Origin of the sequence: Paracoccus maritimus (assembly GCF_025195095.1) — a bacterium.
In the GTDB taxonomy this organism is placed as follows: domain Bacteria; phylum Pseudomonadota; class Alphaproteobacteria; order Rhodobacterales; family Rhodobacteraceae; genus Paracoccus; species Paracoccus maritimus.
Genome location: NZ_JANAVZ010000002.1, coordinates 119,894 through 132,592, shown reverse-complemented (window position 1 = coordinate 132,592; position 12,699 = coordinate 119,894). Strand labels below are relative to the sequence as shown.

The window sequence follows — 12,699 nt, the reverse complement described above, 5'->3', positions numbered from 1 at the left end:
CTTACGCTTCGACGGCGTCTTTCGCCGGTTTCTTGGCCTTGGCGGGCTTGGCCGCGGCCTCATCCTTGGTGCGGGCGCCAACGGCGGTCTTCACACCGGTCTTGTCCGCCCCCTTGTCCAGCACGTCCGTGACGCGCAGCAGGGTCAGCTGCTGACGATGACCACGCGTACGCTGCGAGCTGTGCTTGCGGCGGCGCTTGACGTAGGTGATGACCTTGTCAGCCTTGATCTGGTCGATCACTTCCGCCTGCACGCAAGCACCCTCGACCAGCGGCGCGCCCAGGGACGAACCTACCATCAGAATTTCATTGAACTGGACTTTTTCACCAGCGGCAGCATTCAGCTTTTCAACGCGCAGGACGTCGCCCGCCTGCACCTTGTATTGCTTGCCGCCCGTCTTCAGAACCGCGAACATCGCTTCGTTTCCTTCGTTCTCCGCGTCCTTCGGCCCCGGTGCGGACCGGCGTCATGGGATGATCCCGCCTTCGGACAGCGCATCCCGCGCATCGGGATGTCATTTCAAAAACAATGACCGATCACAGGCAGTCGCCCGACCGGTCGCGTGCATATGGCCGATCAGCCGCCGCAAGTCAAGCGACCGGACCGATCGGACCGACCTCAGTGCGGCACCGCAGGGAACCTTGCGACAGATCAGAACATTTCCTGCTGCAAGATCCGGAGACGAGGAACATGAGAAGCTTTTTCTGCCCAGCCTGCAAGGCACCCGTCTATTTCGACAATCTTGTCTGCAATTGCGGTGAGGCGTTGTTCTACGAGCCTGAGGCGCGCGCGATGTGGAACGTCGCGGCGGCTTGCGCAAATCGCCACACGATCGGCTGCAACTGGGTGGCGATCCCGAACGAACCGCTTTGCCGGTCCTGCGCGATGTCCGATGTGGTGCCGGCGCTGAACGTAGGTGACAACCGCGACCTTCTGACACGGGCCGAAGGCGCGAAGCGAAGGATGCTGGCCAATCTGTCGAACTGGAACTGGTTCACCGACGCGGATCGCGGGCCAAGGCCGCGCTTTCTGATGCTGTCCGAAGACGCCGGGGGGGCGCGGACCGAACAGATCGTGATGGGTCACGCCAATGGCGACATCACCATAAACGTGACCGAAGCCGACACCCTGACCCGCCTGCAACGCCAGCAAAGCCTGGGCGAGGACTATCGCGCGATGATCGGACATTTCCGGCATGAAATGGCGCATTTCCTGTTTGACAGGCTTTCACAGGCAAATGGCTTCTTGGCCGCCTTCCGCGCTCTGTTCGGTGACGAACGCGCCGACTATGCCGCTGCCCTGGAACGTCACTATGCCACGCCGTCGGCGCCGGGACAGAGCCACATCACGGCTTATGCGACCGCGCATCCGCATGAGGACTGGGCGGAAACAGTGGCTCATCTTCTGCACCTTGTCGATATCACCGACAGCTTTGTGCATGCCGGGCTGACAATGCCGGGGATTCCCGCCGAATATTCAGCGTATAAAGACGCCGACGCAAACCGCCTGCTGACACTTGCGACGGCCATCGTCATCGCGATCAACGACATCAATCGCGCCTTGGACAAAGGCGATCTCTATCCTTTCATCCTGACGCCGAAGATCCGTGAGAAGATGATATTCGCCCATGACTGGCTGATGAATCATGCAGCGCGGGGGGCGTGAACCGCCGCCCCGACCAGAGGTTCAGTCGGCTTTTTCTTCCAGCGTCAGCCATTCTTCTTCGGCGGCCTCCAGCGCGGCCTGGCGCTCGGCCATCGCCTCGGTCGCCTTCCTGAACCGGACTGGCGAGGTCTGATACAGATCTGGCTGCGCGGACAGAAATTCGGACAGCTTTGCGATCTCGGCCTCTAGCCGTTCGATGATCGACGGCAATTCCTCCAACCGGTGCCGTTCGGTGAAGCTGAGCGCGGGCTTGGCCGATCTCGCGGGCTTTGCGACGGCTGGTGCGGACGGCACGGCGGGACGGGCGCCGCCGGCGGGAGTCGGAACCGCGGCGTCAGGTGCATCGGCGCCGCGTTGGGCGCGATAGTCGCTCCACCCACCGGCATAGACGACAGCGCGGCCATCGCCTTCCATGGCGATCGTGGTGTCGGCGACGCGATCGATGAAATCACGATCATGGCTGACCAGCAGCACCGTCCCGTCGTAGTCGCCAAGCAGATCCTGCAACAGATCCAGCGTCTCGACATCAAGATCGTTGGTCGGTTCGTCCAGCACCAGCAGGTTCGAGGGACGCGCCATCAGCCGGGCCAGCAAAAGCCGGGCCTTTTCACCCCCCGAAAGACTGCGAACGGGCGCCCGGGCCTGCGCCTCGTCGAACAGGAAATCCTTCAGATACCCTACGACATGCTTCGGCTGGCCCCGGACCATGACCTGATCCGCGCGCCCCGAAACCCGCATGTCCGGGTCGCCCGTCAGCGATTCCCACAAGGTCTGGTCGGGGTTCAGCGCGGCGCGTGCCTGATCGAACACCGCGATGTCCAGATTGGTGCCCAAAGTGACCGTGCCGTCATCGGGCGCGATCTCACCCGTCAGCATCTTGATCAGCGTCGTCTTGCCGGCACCGTTCGGGCCGACAAACGCGACCCGGTCACCGCGCTGCACACGCAGATCAAACGGCTTCAGAATCGTGCGATCGGCGAAGGTCTTGGTGATGCCCTTCGCCTCGATCACGCGCTTGCCCGATTGCGGCCCCGCCTCCAGCGCCATGGCGGCAGCGCCCTGACGGCGGATCTGGGCGCCACGCTCTGCGCGCAGCGCGGCCAGCGCGCGCACCCGGCCCTGATTGCGCTTGCGGCGCGCGCTGATGCCTTCGACCGCCCAACGCGCCTCGGCCTTGATCTTGCGATCCAGCTTGTGCCGGGCGTCGTCTTCGGCCGACCAGACCGCCTCGCGCCAATCCTCGAAATATTCGAAGCCGCGTTCCTGCCGGCGCATCTCGCCCCGGTCGATCCACAGTGTCGCGCGCGTCAATCGCCGCAGGAAGGCACGGTCGTGGCTGATGATGACATAGGCCGCGCGGGTCTGGTTCAACTGATCTTCCAGCCAGCCGATCGCCTCGATGTCCAGATGGTTGGTCGGCTCGTCCAGCAGCATCAGTTCCGGCGCCTGGGCCAGCAGCCGGGCCAGCGCGGCACGCCGCCGCTCACCGCCGGAGGCGGTGGCAACCGGGCGCGCGGCGTCGAATTTCAGCCCTTCGGCGGCCATCTCGACCCGGTAAGTCTCGGCCTCTTCAAGGCCATCGCTGGCGAATTCGCCAAGCGTGGCGAAGCCGGACAGGTCGGGATCCTGTTCCATATATCCGGCCTTGGCCCCGCCATTCAGAACGACAGCGCCCCGATCCGGTTCGACCAGCCCGGCCATGACCTTCATCAGCGTCGATTTTCCCGACCCGTTGCGGCCGACCAGCGCGACCCGGTCGCCCTGCTGGACGGTCAGCGAAAGCGTATCGAAAACGGGATCGCCGCCGAAGGTCAGCGAGATATCGGTAAGTTGCAGAAGGGGTGCGCGTGCCATGCTGCGGCCCGTATCGCGACCGGCTGCCGCGGTCAATCGAGGCGATTTTCCGATTATTTTTGTTAACTATTGCGATCCGATCACCTAACAACGATAAACACCGGCATCCAATGTCCTGAAGGAGACAATGATGCGCTTGATGACGATGGCCTTGCTGACCGGCACCGCAGCCATGCCCGCGCTGGCCCAAGAGGTGAACATCTATTCACATCGCCAGCCTGAATTGCTGAAACCCTTGACCGACGCCTTTACCGAATCGACCGGGATCACGGTCAACACGGCATTTGTGGACAAGGGCATGGTCGAGCGTCTGCAGGCCGAAGGTGACCGCTCGCCCGCCGATCTGATCATGACCGTCGACGTCGCACGCCTGGGCGAGGTCAAGGATGCCGGCGTGACCCAAGCCGTCGAGGACGAGGCGCTGGACGCGATTCCCGACACGCTGCACGACGCGGACAACCAATGGTTCGGGCTGACGACGCGCGCGCGGATCGTCTATGCGCACAAGGATCGCGTCGCCGACGGTGAGGTGACCACCTACGAGGATCTGGCCGATCCCAAGTGGAAGGGCCGCATCTGCACCCGCCCCTTCACCAATGATTACAACGTCGCACTGACCGCCGCATTCCTGGCCCATCACGGCGCCGAGGAAACGAAAGCCTGGCTGGAAGGCGTCAAGGCCAACCTTGCCAAGCAGCCCGAAGGGAACGATCGCGGTCAGGTCAAGTCGATCTGGGCCGGCGAATGCGACATCAGCTTGGGCAACACCTACTACATGGGCCAGATGCTGGCCGATGAGGAACAGAAGGAATGGGCGGATGCCGTGCGCATCGTGTTCCCGACCTTCGAGGATGGCGGCACGCATGTGAACGTCTCGGGTGTGGCGATGACGAAATCCGCGCCGAACAAGGAGGCCGCGATGCAGCTGATGGATTTCCTTGTCAGCGACGAGGCACAGCGCATCTATGCCGAGACGAATCACGAATTCCCGGTCGTCGAGGGGGTCGAGCGGTCCGAACTGGTGCAAAGCTGGGGCGAATTCACCCCGGACGACCTGCCCCTGACGGAAGTCTCGAAGCTGCGTCCCGAGGCACTGACACTGATCGAGGAAGTCAATTTCGACGGCTGATGTCCGGAAACCTTGCGACACGCCGCGATGTGCGGCGTGTCTGACCCGTGACTAGCGTGCGTCGCGCAGGACCGAAGAAAGCTGTTCGGCCTGCACATCGTCGCTGACGAAGGCCTCGCCGATCCCGCGCGCCAGAACAAAGCGCAGGCGTCCATCCACGACCTTCTTGTCCTGTGCCATCAGATCTATCAGCGCGGCGTCATCCGGCAGATCGCCGGGAATGTCGGACAGACGAGCAGGCATTCCCATCGTTGCCAAGTGCGCCAGAACACGGCTTGGCGCCTCCTGGCTGCACAACCCCATCCGTGCGGACAGATCGAACGCCAGTGCACAGCCGATTGCCACGCCCTCGCCGTGTAGCAACCGGTCGGAATATCCCGTTGCAGCCTCCAGTGCGTGGCCGAAAGTATGGCCCAGATTCAGCAGCGCGCGTTCGCCCTGCTCGGTCTCGTCGCGGGTCACGATGCCAGCCTTCATCGCGACCGAATGCGCCACGGCGCGCTGGCGCAGCGTCGTATCCCGCTGCAGACGCGGACCGTTTTCTTCCAGCCAGGCAAAGAAATCCATGTCCCCCAGCAGGCCGTATTTCACCACCTCGCCATAGCCCGCCAGAAAATCGCGCCGTGGCAGCGTCTCAAGAATGGCGATGTCTGCCAGCACAAGGGTCGGCTGGTGGAAGGCGCCGATCAGATTCTTGCCATGCGGGCTGTTGATGCCCGTCTTGCCGCCCACGCTGCTGTCCACCTGCGCCAGCAGCGTCGTCGGGATCTGAACGAAGCGCACGCCACGCCGCAGGATCGCGGCTGCGAAGCCGACCAGATCGCCGATCACGCCGCCGCCGAAGGCAATCACGACATCGCGCCGCTCGATCTTCCGCTCCAGCAGCCATTCGACCGTGCGGGTCAGAAACGTCCAGCTTTTCGTGGCCTCGCCGGACGGCAGGCGCAGCACGTCCGAGGCGATGCCCTGGGCGTTCAGCGCGGATTGCAGCCGGTCAAGATGCAGCGCTGCCACGGATTCGTCGGTCACGATCGCCACGCGCGGACGACGCAGGAAAGGCGCGATCTCGGCACCGGCCCTGTCGATCAGCCCGGCGCCGATACGAACATCATAGGCGCGCGCACCCAGCGGCACATGGACGGTAACGGTCTCGGTCATTTCGTCTCCAGCAATTCGGGATGGGCGGTGCCGACCTGGTCCAGCAGCCGCAGGGTAGCCGCCTCGACCGTGTCGCCCGGACGGGCGTCGAACGTCAGGTCCGCGCTTGCATATACCGGGTAGCGTTCGGCGATCAGCGCGGCCAGCGTCCCCTTGGGGTCGGCGGTTTTCAGCAACGGGCGCGTGCTGCGCTGACGGACCCTGTGCCACAGCGTTTCCAGATCGCAGTTCAGCCAGATCGACAATCCGCGCGAGGCAATCAGATCGCGATTCCTCTCCCGCATCCAGGCGCCGCCGCCGGTCGAGACGATTCCGGGCGTGCCATCCAGGATGCGTGCCAGAACCTGTGTCTCACGGTCACGAAAGAACGCCTCGCCGTCGCGGGCGAAGATTTCGCTGATCGACATGGCGGCGGCGGCCTCGATCTCGGTGTCGGAATCGGTGAAGGGCACCTGCAGACGTCGGGCAAGTTCGCTGCCGATGGCAGTCTTGCCCGCCCCCATCATGCCGATCAACACGATATGCCGCCCGAGAACCTGTCTCATACCTGCCCCTTCCATCGCGTGACTGAATGGCGTGATCTTTCCGGAATTGCCATATATATTCGGGCCTAACCGGCGCACAAAGCGTCGGAAAGCCATGAAACGCAGGGCGAGCGAGGCGAAATTCGATGCGGTTGCTGAAACTTCTGGTGGTGCTGATTCTTGCGGCGATGGTCGGATTGGTCGGTTATGCCTATCTGGGTGACATGGATCCGGTGCGGCAAGAGATGCGGACGCCGGTGACGGCCGGGGGCGCGGGTGAGTGACACAACCCATCGCATATGCCGCGCCGTCGCGATCTCGGCTTTGATCGGGGTCTTCGGCGCAGGTCCAGTCTTCGCGCAACAGGGAAGGCCGTTATCGGCAAGTGACTGGCTGTCAGGCAGTGTCCGCGGCCCGGCGAGGGAAAGTTCCGCCTGGCGGCCCGGCCAGCGACCGCCGCCCGCACGCGACAGGTCGCGCCCGGTCGCCGAAACCGGCGCGGTCGGTGCGGTTCAGGTTACCCGCCTGGATGGCGGAAACCCCGATTCCGCCGGAACCATCACCGCACGGAAGGCAGGCCTGCCCAACGATCTCTGGCGCGGCAGCACGGCTGCCACCCTGTCGCCCATGATCCAGCAGACCCCCGCCAGACTGCCCGCGATGAACGCGTTGCTGCGCCGGGTGCTGCTGACCCAACTGACCCCGCCCGAGACCGGCCCGGACCAGCCGCGTCAATCAGGACAGTTGTTCCTGGCACGCGCAGACCGGCTTCTGGACATGGGCGCGCTGGATCAGGCCCAGGCGCTGCTGATGACCGCGGGCCCAGGCGATGCGCAGGTGTTTCGCCGCCTGTTCGATATCGCCTTGTTGCAGGGCGACGAGGCGCGTGCCTGCCGGATCATGAACACCACGCCCGGCGTCGCGCCCAGCTTTTCGGCGCGCATCTTCTGCCTTGCCCAGACCGGCGACTGGGCGGCGGCGGCGATCAGCCTGCGCGGCGCCGAGGCGCTTGACCTGATCCAACCGCAGCAGGCGCTGTTGCTGACACATTTCCTTGACGATGGTTTCGTCGACGCAGCCGAGACGGTGCCGCCCTCTGACCGGCTGACACCACTGGAATTCCGTATCCACGAGGCGATCGGTCAGCCCCTGCCAACGGTCCCCCTGCCCCTTGCCTTCGCGCAGTCGGACCTGCGCCTGAACAACGGCTGGAAGGCCCGGCTGGAGGCGGCGGAACGTCTTGCACGGGCCGGCGCCATCTCTCCGCAGCGCCTGCGCGACATCTATGCCGAACAGAAGCCGGCGGCCTCGGGCGGTGTCTGGGAACGCGCAGGCGCGATGCGCACGATGGAGGCAGCGATTGCGGCAGGTGATCCGCTGACCGCACTGCCGCGTGCCTTCGACCAGTTCCGTGCCGCGGACATGGCCGATGTGCTAGCAGGCATGATCGCCGGGGATTTGCCGCAAACCCCTGCCCCGGACGCGAACGCGGACGCCGCGCAAATCTCCGGCTGGTTGCGTCAGTGGCAGGGCCTGCCGGTTGACCAGCCCGAAGATATTCCGCAAGAACTACAGGCACCGCCGACACAGCCGACACCCGAGCGCAAGGGCGAGGGGCTGCTGTCCGCGATGGCCGATATCGATGCCGGCATCGACGGCGATCTGCCGCGCGCGGCGCGCGGTCTGGCGACCCTGCGCGCACTGGGCCTGACCGAGGACGCAGGGCTGGCAACCAGCCAGCTTGCCCTGCGCCCGCACATGGCAGCGGCCCCATGACCCAGACCCCCGGCGATCATCGCGCGATCTCCGCCTTTCTTGACGCTCAGGCCGCCGAGGCGGGCGCTGCGCAGAACACGCTGCTGGCCTATGGACGGGACCTGCGCGATGTCTCGGACTGGCTGGATAGGCGCGGCCTGTCGCTGGCGGAACTGTCACGCGAAGCGGTCGAGGATTACCTGACCCATTGCGACGCCCAAGGCCTGTCACGCGCGACCCGGGCAAGGCGGCTGTCATCGATCCGCCAGTTCACCCGCTTCGCGCTTGAGGAAGGCTGGCGCGAGGATGATCCCGCCATTCGCATCACCGGGCCGGGTCGTGCCAAGCGCCTGCCCAAGACGCTTGATCGCGCCGAGGTGGACGCGCTGCTGTCAGCCGCGCCGCAGACCGGTCGCGGCCCGCCCGAACGCGCCCGCAACCTGTGCCTGATCGAGATGCTTTACGCCACCGGGATGCGCGTCAGCGAATTGGTGACGCTGCCGGTCGCCGCCTGTCGCGGCAATCCCGAACTGCTGCTGATCCGGGGAAAGGGCGGCAAGGACAGGATGGTGCCGCTGACATCGCCCGCGCGCATGGCGATGGCCGGTTGGCTTGAGCTGCGCGATACCGCGCCCCCGGACAGTGCGTTGGGCCGTCTTGTCGGGGGGAAGGCCGGGCGGTGGCTGTTTCCCGCCCCCGGCGCGGCGGGACACATGCCGCGTCAAAGTTTTGGACGGCTTCTAAACGATATCGCGGTGCGCGCGGGGGTTGATCCGGCGCGCGTCACACCGCATGTCATCCGGCACGCCTTCGCCACGCATCTTCTGGAAGGCGGCGCGGATCTGCGCAGCATCCAGACGCTTCTGGGTCACGCCGATCTTGGCACGACCGAGATCTACACCCATGTTCTGGACGCGCGGATGCGCGATCTGGTCCTGAACCATCATCCTCTGGCCGGCGTTACCGGGCAGACCTAACTCTAGAACCGATAAGGGCACATGGACGACGCATCCAGCATCCTAGACGCAGCCTTCTGGCTGACCGGCTTTTCCATCATGATCCTGCTGATGCTGTCGGGCTTCTTTTCAGGCTCGGAAACGGCACTTACGGCAGCCAGCCGTGCGAAACTGCATTCGCGCGCGGACCGTGGCGATGAGGGCGCACGCGCCGCGCTGGACGTGACCGAGGACAGCGAACGCCTGATCGGCGCCATCCTTCTGGGCAACAACGTCGTCAACATCCTGTCCGCAAGCCTTGCCACGGCGCTGTTCACGCGGCTTCTGGGTTCAAGCGGCGTCGCCATGGCCACGCTGGTGATGACGGTCCTGGTGCTGATCTTTTCCGAGGTGATGCCAAAGACCTATGCCATCTCGGCACCCGAAACCGTCGCCAGCCGTGTTGCCCGACCGATCCGCTGGGTGACGCTGATCCTCTCGCCGGTCGTGATGGTCGTCCGTCTGATCGTGCGCGGCATTCTGAGCCTGTTCGGGCTGAAGACCGACCCTGGCTCTCACATGTTCTCTCTGCAAGAGGAAATCGAGGGCGCGCTGTCGATCGGCCATGCTGCGGGGGCTGTCCAGAAAGAGGATCGCGACAGACTGCTGGGGGCGCTGGATCTGGGCAACCGCACCGTCGATGAGATCATGCGTCACCGCTCGGGCATCCAGATGATCGACGCCGCCCGCCCGCCAGCCGAAATCCTCGACGCGGTCCTGGCCAGCCCGCATACAAGACTGCCCGTCTATCGCGACGAACGCGAGAATGTCGTCGGCGTCATCCATGCCAAAGATCTGCTGCGCGCCGTCAACAAGGCCATCCGAGACAGTGGTGATCCCACCGCGTTGTCGCGTTTCGATGTGATGGCGGTCGCGATGAAGCCCTATTTCGTGCCCGAAACCACCGCGCTGGACGAACAGATGCGCGAGTTCCTGAAACGGCGCACGCATTTTGCGCTGGTCGTCGACGAATACGGCACGCTGCGCGGGCTGATCACGCTGGAAGACATCATCGAAGAGATCGTCGGCGAGATCGCGGACGAACACGACACCGAGGCCGACCCGACACTGACCCCCAACGCGCAGGGCGACTATACCGTGGATGGCGGTATGACGATCCGCGATCTGAACCGGCAACTGGACTGGAACCTGCCGGATGACGAGGCGAATACCGTCGCGGGCCTGGTGATTCACATGGCACAATCGATCCCGGAACAGGGTCAGGTCTTTTCGTTCCACGGCTATCGCTTCGAGGTGGCGGCACGGCGCGAGAACCGCATCACCCGGCTCAGGATCAGATCCCTGGCCCCTGTGGCGGACGACAGCTAGGCGCCGATCGTTTCCCGAAGCCGTTGCGCCAAGTCCTGCCTTCGTATCGCATGGCGAACACGACCGCGCACGATCCGGTAATCGGGAAAAGCCGCCCGCGTTGCTTTCGGCAACGGCAGGGGGTCGTTTCGCAATTGCTGCGACTTGAACGGCCTCGCGGGGCGGTACCGCGGGGCAACGGCTTGCAACCGGCACGCATCGCCCCTAACAAAAACCGCAACGTATCTCAGCCCGAAGAAGGGACCGCAATGGACATCGACGCCCGCCGCAAAGCCGACCCCGAGCACTGGAAACTGGCCAGCGCCATCCGCGTCCTGGCGATGGACGCCGTCGAAACCGCCAATTCCGGTCATCCGGGCATGCCGATGGGCATGGCCGACGTCGCCACGGTGCTGTTCCGCAATCACCTCAAATTCGATGCCAGCGCACCGCATTGGTTCGATCGTGACCGGTTCGTGCTGTCCGCAGGTCATGGTTCGATGCTGATCTACGCGCTGCTGCATCTGACCGGCTATGCCGACATGACGATGGATCAGATCCGCAACTTCCGTCAGCTTGGCTCGATCACCGCGGGGCACCCCGAATACGGCCACGCCACCGGCATCGAGACGACGACCGGGCCGCTGGGTCAGGGCCTGTCGACCGCCGTCGGCATGGCGATGGCCGAAGAGGCGATGCGGGCAGAGTTCGGCTCCGAGTTGTGCGATCACCGCACCTGGGTCATCGCCGGCGACGGCTGCCTGATGGAGGGTATCAGCCACGAGGCGATCGCGCTTGCCGGCGCGCAGAGGCTGGGCCGTCTGGTGGTGCTGTGGGACAACAACGACATCACCATCGACGGTCGGGTCAGCCTGTCGGACAAGACCGACCAGCGCGCCCGGTTCGAGGCATCCGGCTGGCGGGTTCTGTCCTGCGACGGGCATGACGCCGCCGACATCGAACGCGCGCTGAAAGAGGCGGCACAGGATGACGGCCGTCCCGTGCTGGTCGATTGCAAGACGATCATCGGCTTCGGTGCGCCGACCAAGTCGGACAGCGCCAAGGCGCATGGCTCGCCCTTGGGCGCCGAAGAAATCGACGCGGTGCGCCGCGCCTTTGGCTGGGACGCTCCTGCCTTCGAGATCCCCGATCAGATCCTGTCCGACTGGCGCAAGATCGGCGCCCGCGGCAGCGACGACCGCACCGCGTGGGAGGCTCGCGTCGAGGCGCTGAGCACCGACAGCCGCGAGGAATTCAGGCGCCGCATCGACAACGGCGCAAGCCCGGCGTTGACCGGCACGATCCGTGCTCTGAAGACCCAGACCTCGGAAGGCAAGCCGAAGGTCGCGACCCGCAAGGCAAGCGAGAACGTGCTTGAGGTGCTGAACCCGCACATGCCCGAGAACCTGGGCGGCTCGGCAGACCTGACCGGATCGAACAACACCCGGACCGCCGACATGAAGATCTTCTCGGCCGAGAACCGGCTGGGGCGCTATGTCCATTATGGCATCCGGGAGCACGGCATGTCGGCCGCGATGAACGGCATCTGGCTGCATGGCGGGTTCCGGCCCTATGGCGGGACGTTCCTGACCTTCACCGACTATGCCCGAGGAGCGATCCGCCTGTCGGCGCTGATGGGGCTGCCGGTGATCTATGTCATGACCCATGACAGTATCGGGCTGGGAGAGGACGGCCCGACCCACCAGCCGGTCGAACATCTGGCGATTGCGCGCGCGACGCCGAATATCCTGACCCTGCGCCCCTGCGACCAGGTCGAGACCGCCGAAGCGTGGGAACTGGCACTGTCGCAAAGCGACCGCCCGACAATTATGGCGCTGTCGCGGCAGGGACTGCCGACGCTGCGGACCACGCATAAGGACGACAACCTGTCCGCCAAGGGCGCCTATGTGCTGCGCGAGGCGACCGGCGGCAAGCCCGAGGTCGTGTTGATGGCCACGGGCTCCGAGGTCGAGATCGCCGTTGCGGCACGCGAGACGCTGGAGGCCGATGGCACGCCGACGCGCGTCGTGTCGGTTCCATCGATGGAGCTGTTCCGCGAACAGCCCTCGACCTATCGCGAAGAGATCCTTCCCGGCGGAACCGTCCGGATCGCCATCGAGGCCGCGGTGCGGCAACCCTGGGACTGGCTGCTTCTGGGTGAGCGCGGCCGCGAGGAAAAATCGGATTTCATCGGCATGACCGGGTTCGGCGCCTCTGCCCCGGCCCCGGCGCTGTATCAGGAATTCGGGATCACCGCCGAGGCTGTCGTCACGCGCGCCAAGGCATTGCTGTGACGAACATCTCTGCCATC

The 12,699-nt window shown here is 64.9% G+C and carries 11 protein-coding genes; 7 read left to right on the top strand and 4 right to left on the bottom strand.

Translation table 11 applies throughout. The features are described from left to right. Position 1 precedes the first annotated feature (1 nt). Positions 2-415: a 50S ribosomal protein L21 gene (rplU, locus tag MU516_RS03685; RefSeq protein ID WP_209056430.1), complete on the bottom strand. Its 414-nt coding sequence runs from the start codon at positions 413-415 to the stop codon at positions 2-4. Positions 416-690: 275 nt separating this feature from the next. Here rplU and MU516_RS03680 point away from each other — a divergent pair, with 275 nt between their 5' ends. After that, a complete protein-coding gene (locus tag MU516_RS03680; protein ID WP_260275847.1) occupies positions 691-1,665 on the top strand; it encodes a zinc-binding metallopeptidase family protein in 975 nt (324 codons plus the stop codon). Positions 1,666-1,686: 21 nt separating this feature from the next. Here MU516_RS03680 and MU516_RS03675 read toward each other — a convergent pair whose 3' ends face one another. Next, positions 1,687-3,519 (bottom strand): ABC-F family ATP-binding cassette domain-containing protein, encoded by a 1,833-nt coding sequence (locus MU516_RS03675; protein WP_260275846.1) that lies wholly within the window; start codon positions 3,517-3,519, stop codon positions 1,687-1,689. Positions 3,520-3,649: 130 nt separating this feature from the next. Between MU516_RS03675 and MU516_RS03670 the strand changes: the two genes are divergently transcribed. After that, positions 3,650-4,648, top strand: coding sequence for a Fe(3+) ABC transporter substrate-binding protein (locus tag MU516_RS03670; protein WP_260275845.1), 999 nt, complete (start codon positions 3,650-3,652; stop codon positions 4,646-4,648). Positions 4,649-4,699: 51 nt separating this feature from the next. Here the strand turns inward: MU516_RS03670 and aroB are convergent, their stop codons facing one another. Beyond that, positions 4,700-5,806 carry a 3-dehydroquinate synthase gene (aroB, locus tag MU516_RS03665; protein WP_260275844.1) on the bottom strand — a complete coding sequence of 369 codons (1,107 nt, stop codon included), beginning with the start codon at positions 5,804-5,806 and terminating at the stop codon, positions 4,700-4,702. Beyond that, the gene (locus MU516_RS03660) at positions 5,803-6,351 is read right to left on the bottom strand and encodes a shikimate kinase (RefSeq protein ID WP_425606803.1); all 549 of its coding nucleotides are present in this window, start codon (positions 6,349-6,351) and stop codon (positions 5,803-5,805) included. Before MU516_RS03660 ends, aroB begins: the two co-directional genes overlap by 4 nt. Positions 6,352-6,476: 125 nt before the next feature. Here MU516_RS03660 and MU516_RS03655 point away from each other — a divergent pair, with 125 nt between their 5' ends. The 5 genes from MU516_RS03655 (at position 6,477) to tkt (ending at position 12,682) form a co-directional block, all read left to right on the top strand. Beyond that, positions 6,477-6,614: a hypothetical protein gene (locus MU516_RS03655; protein ID WP_209056424.1), complete on the top strand. Its 138-nt coding sequence runs from the start codon at positions 6,477-6,479 to the stop codon at positions 6,612-6,614. Continuing rightward, entirely contained in the window at positions 6,607-8,106 is a 1,500-nt protein-coding gene (locus tag MU516_RS03650; protein ID WP_260275842.1) for a hypothetical protein, read from the top strand. Before MU516_RS03655 ends, MU516_RS03650 begins: the two co-directional genes overlap by 8 nt. Beyond that, the gene (locus MU516_RS03645; RefSeq protein ID WP_260275841.1) at positions 8,103-9,062 is read left to right on the top strand and encodes a site-specific tyrosine recombinase XerD; all 960 of its coding nucleotides are present in this window, start codon (positions 8,103-8,105) and stop codon (positions 9,060-9,062) included. Before MU516_RS03650 ends, MU516_RS03645 begins: the two co-directional genes overlap by 4 nt. 21 nt (positions 9,063-9,083) lie before the next feature. Next, positions 9,084-10,409, top strand: coding sequence for an HlyC/CorC family transporter (locus tag MU516_RS03640; protein WP_260275840.1), 1,326 nt, complete (start codon positions 9,084-9,086; stop codon positions 10,407-10,409). A gap of 248 nt (positions 10,410-10,657) precedes the next feature. Then, positions 10,658-12,682, top strand: a complete 2,025-nt coding sequence (tkt, locus tag MU516_RS03635) for a transketolase (RefSeq protein ID WP_260275839.1) — start codon at positions 10,658-10,660, stop codon at positions 12,680-12,682. The last annotated feature ends 17 nt before the right edge of the window (positions 12,683-12,699 follow it).

Excerpts from the sequence above, each read along its gene's own strand:
- rplU (WP_209056430.1), bottom strand. The coding sequence starts at position 415 with ATGTTCGCGGTTCTGAAGACGGGCGGCAAGCAATACAAGGTGCAGGCG.
- MU516_RS03680 (WP_260275847.1), top strand. The coding sequence starts at position 691 with ATGAGAAGCTTTTTCTGCCCAGCCTGCAAGGCACCCGTCTATTTCGAC.
- MU516_RS03675 (WP_260275846.1), bottom strand. The coding sequence starts at position 3,519 with ATGGCACGCGCACCCCTTCTGCAACTTACCGATATCTCGCTGACCTTC.
- MU516_RS03670 (WP_260275845.1), top strand. The coding sequence starts at position 3,650 with ATGCGCTTGATGACGATGGCCTTGCTGACCGGCACCGCAGCCATGCCC.
- aroB (WP_260275844.1), bottom strand. The coding sequence starts at position 5,806 with ATGACCGAGACCGTTACCGTCCATGTGCCGCTGGGTGCGCGCGCCTAT.
- MU516_RS03660 (WP_425606803.1), bottom strand. The coding sequence starts at position 6,351 with ATGAGACAGGTTCTCGGGCGGCATATCGTGTTGATCGGCATGATGGGG.
- MU516_RS03655 (WP_209056424.1), top strand. The coding sequence starts at position 6,477 with ATGCGGTTGCTGAAACTTCTGGTGGTGCTGATTCTTGCGGCGATGGTC.
- MU516_RS03645 (WP_260275841.1), top strand. The coding sequence starts at position 8,103 with ATGACCCAGACCCCCGGCGATCATCGCGCGATCTCCGCCTTTCTTGAC.
- MU516_RS03640 (WP_260275840.1), top strand. The coding sequence starts at position 9,084 with ATGGACGACGCATCCAGCATCCTAGACGCAGCCTTCTGGCTGACCGGC.
- tkt (WP_260275839.1), top strand. The coding sequence starts at position 10,658 with ATGGACATCGACGCCCGCCGCAAAGCCGACCCCGAGCACTGGAAACTG.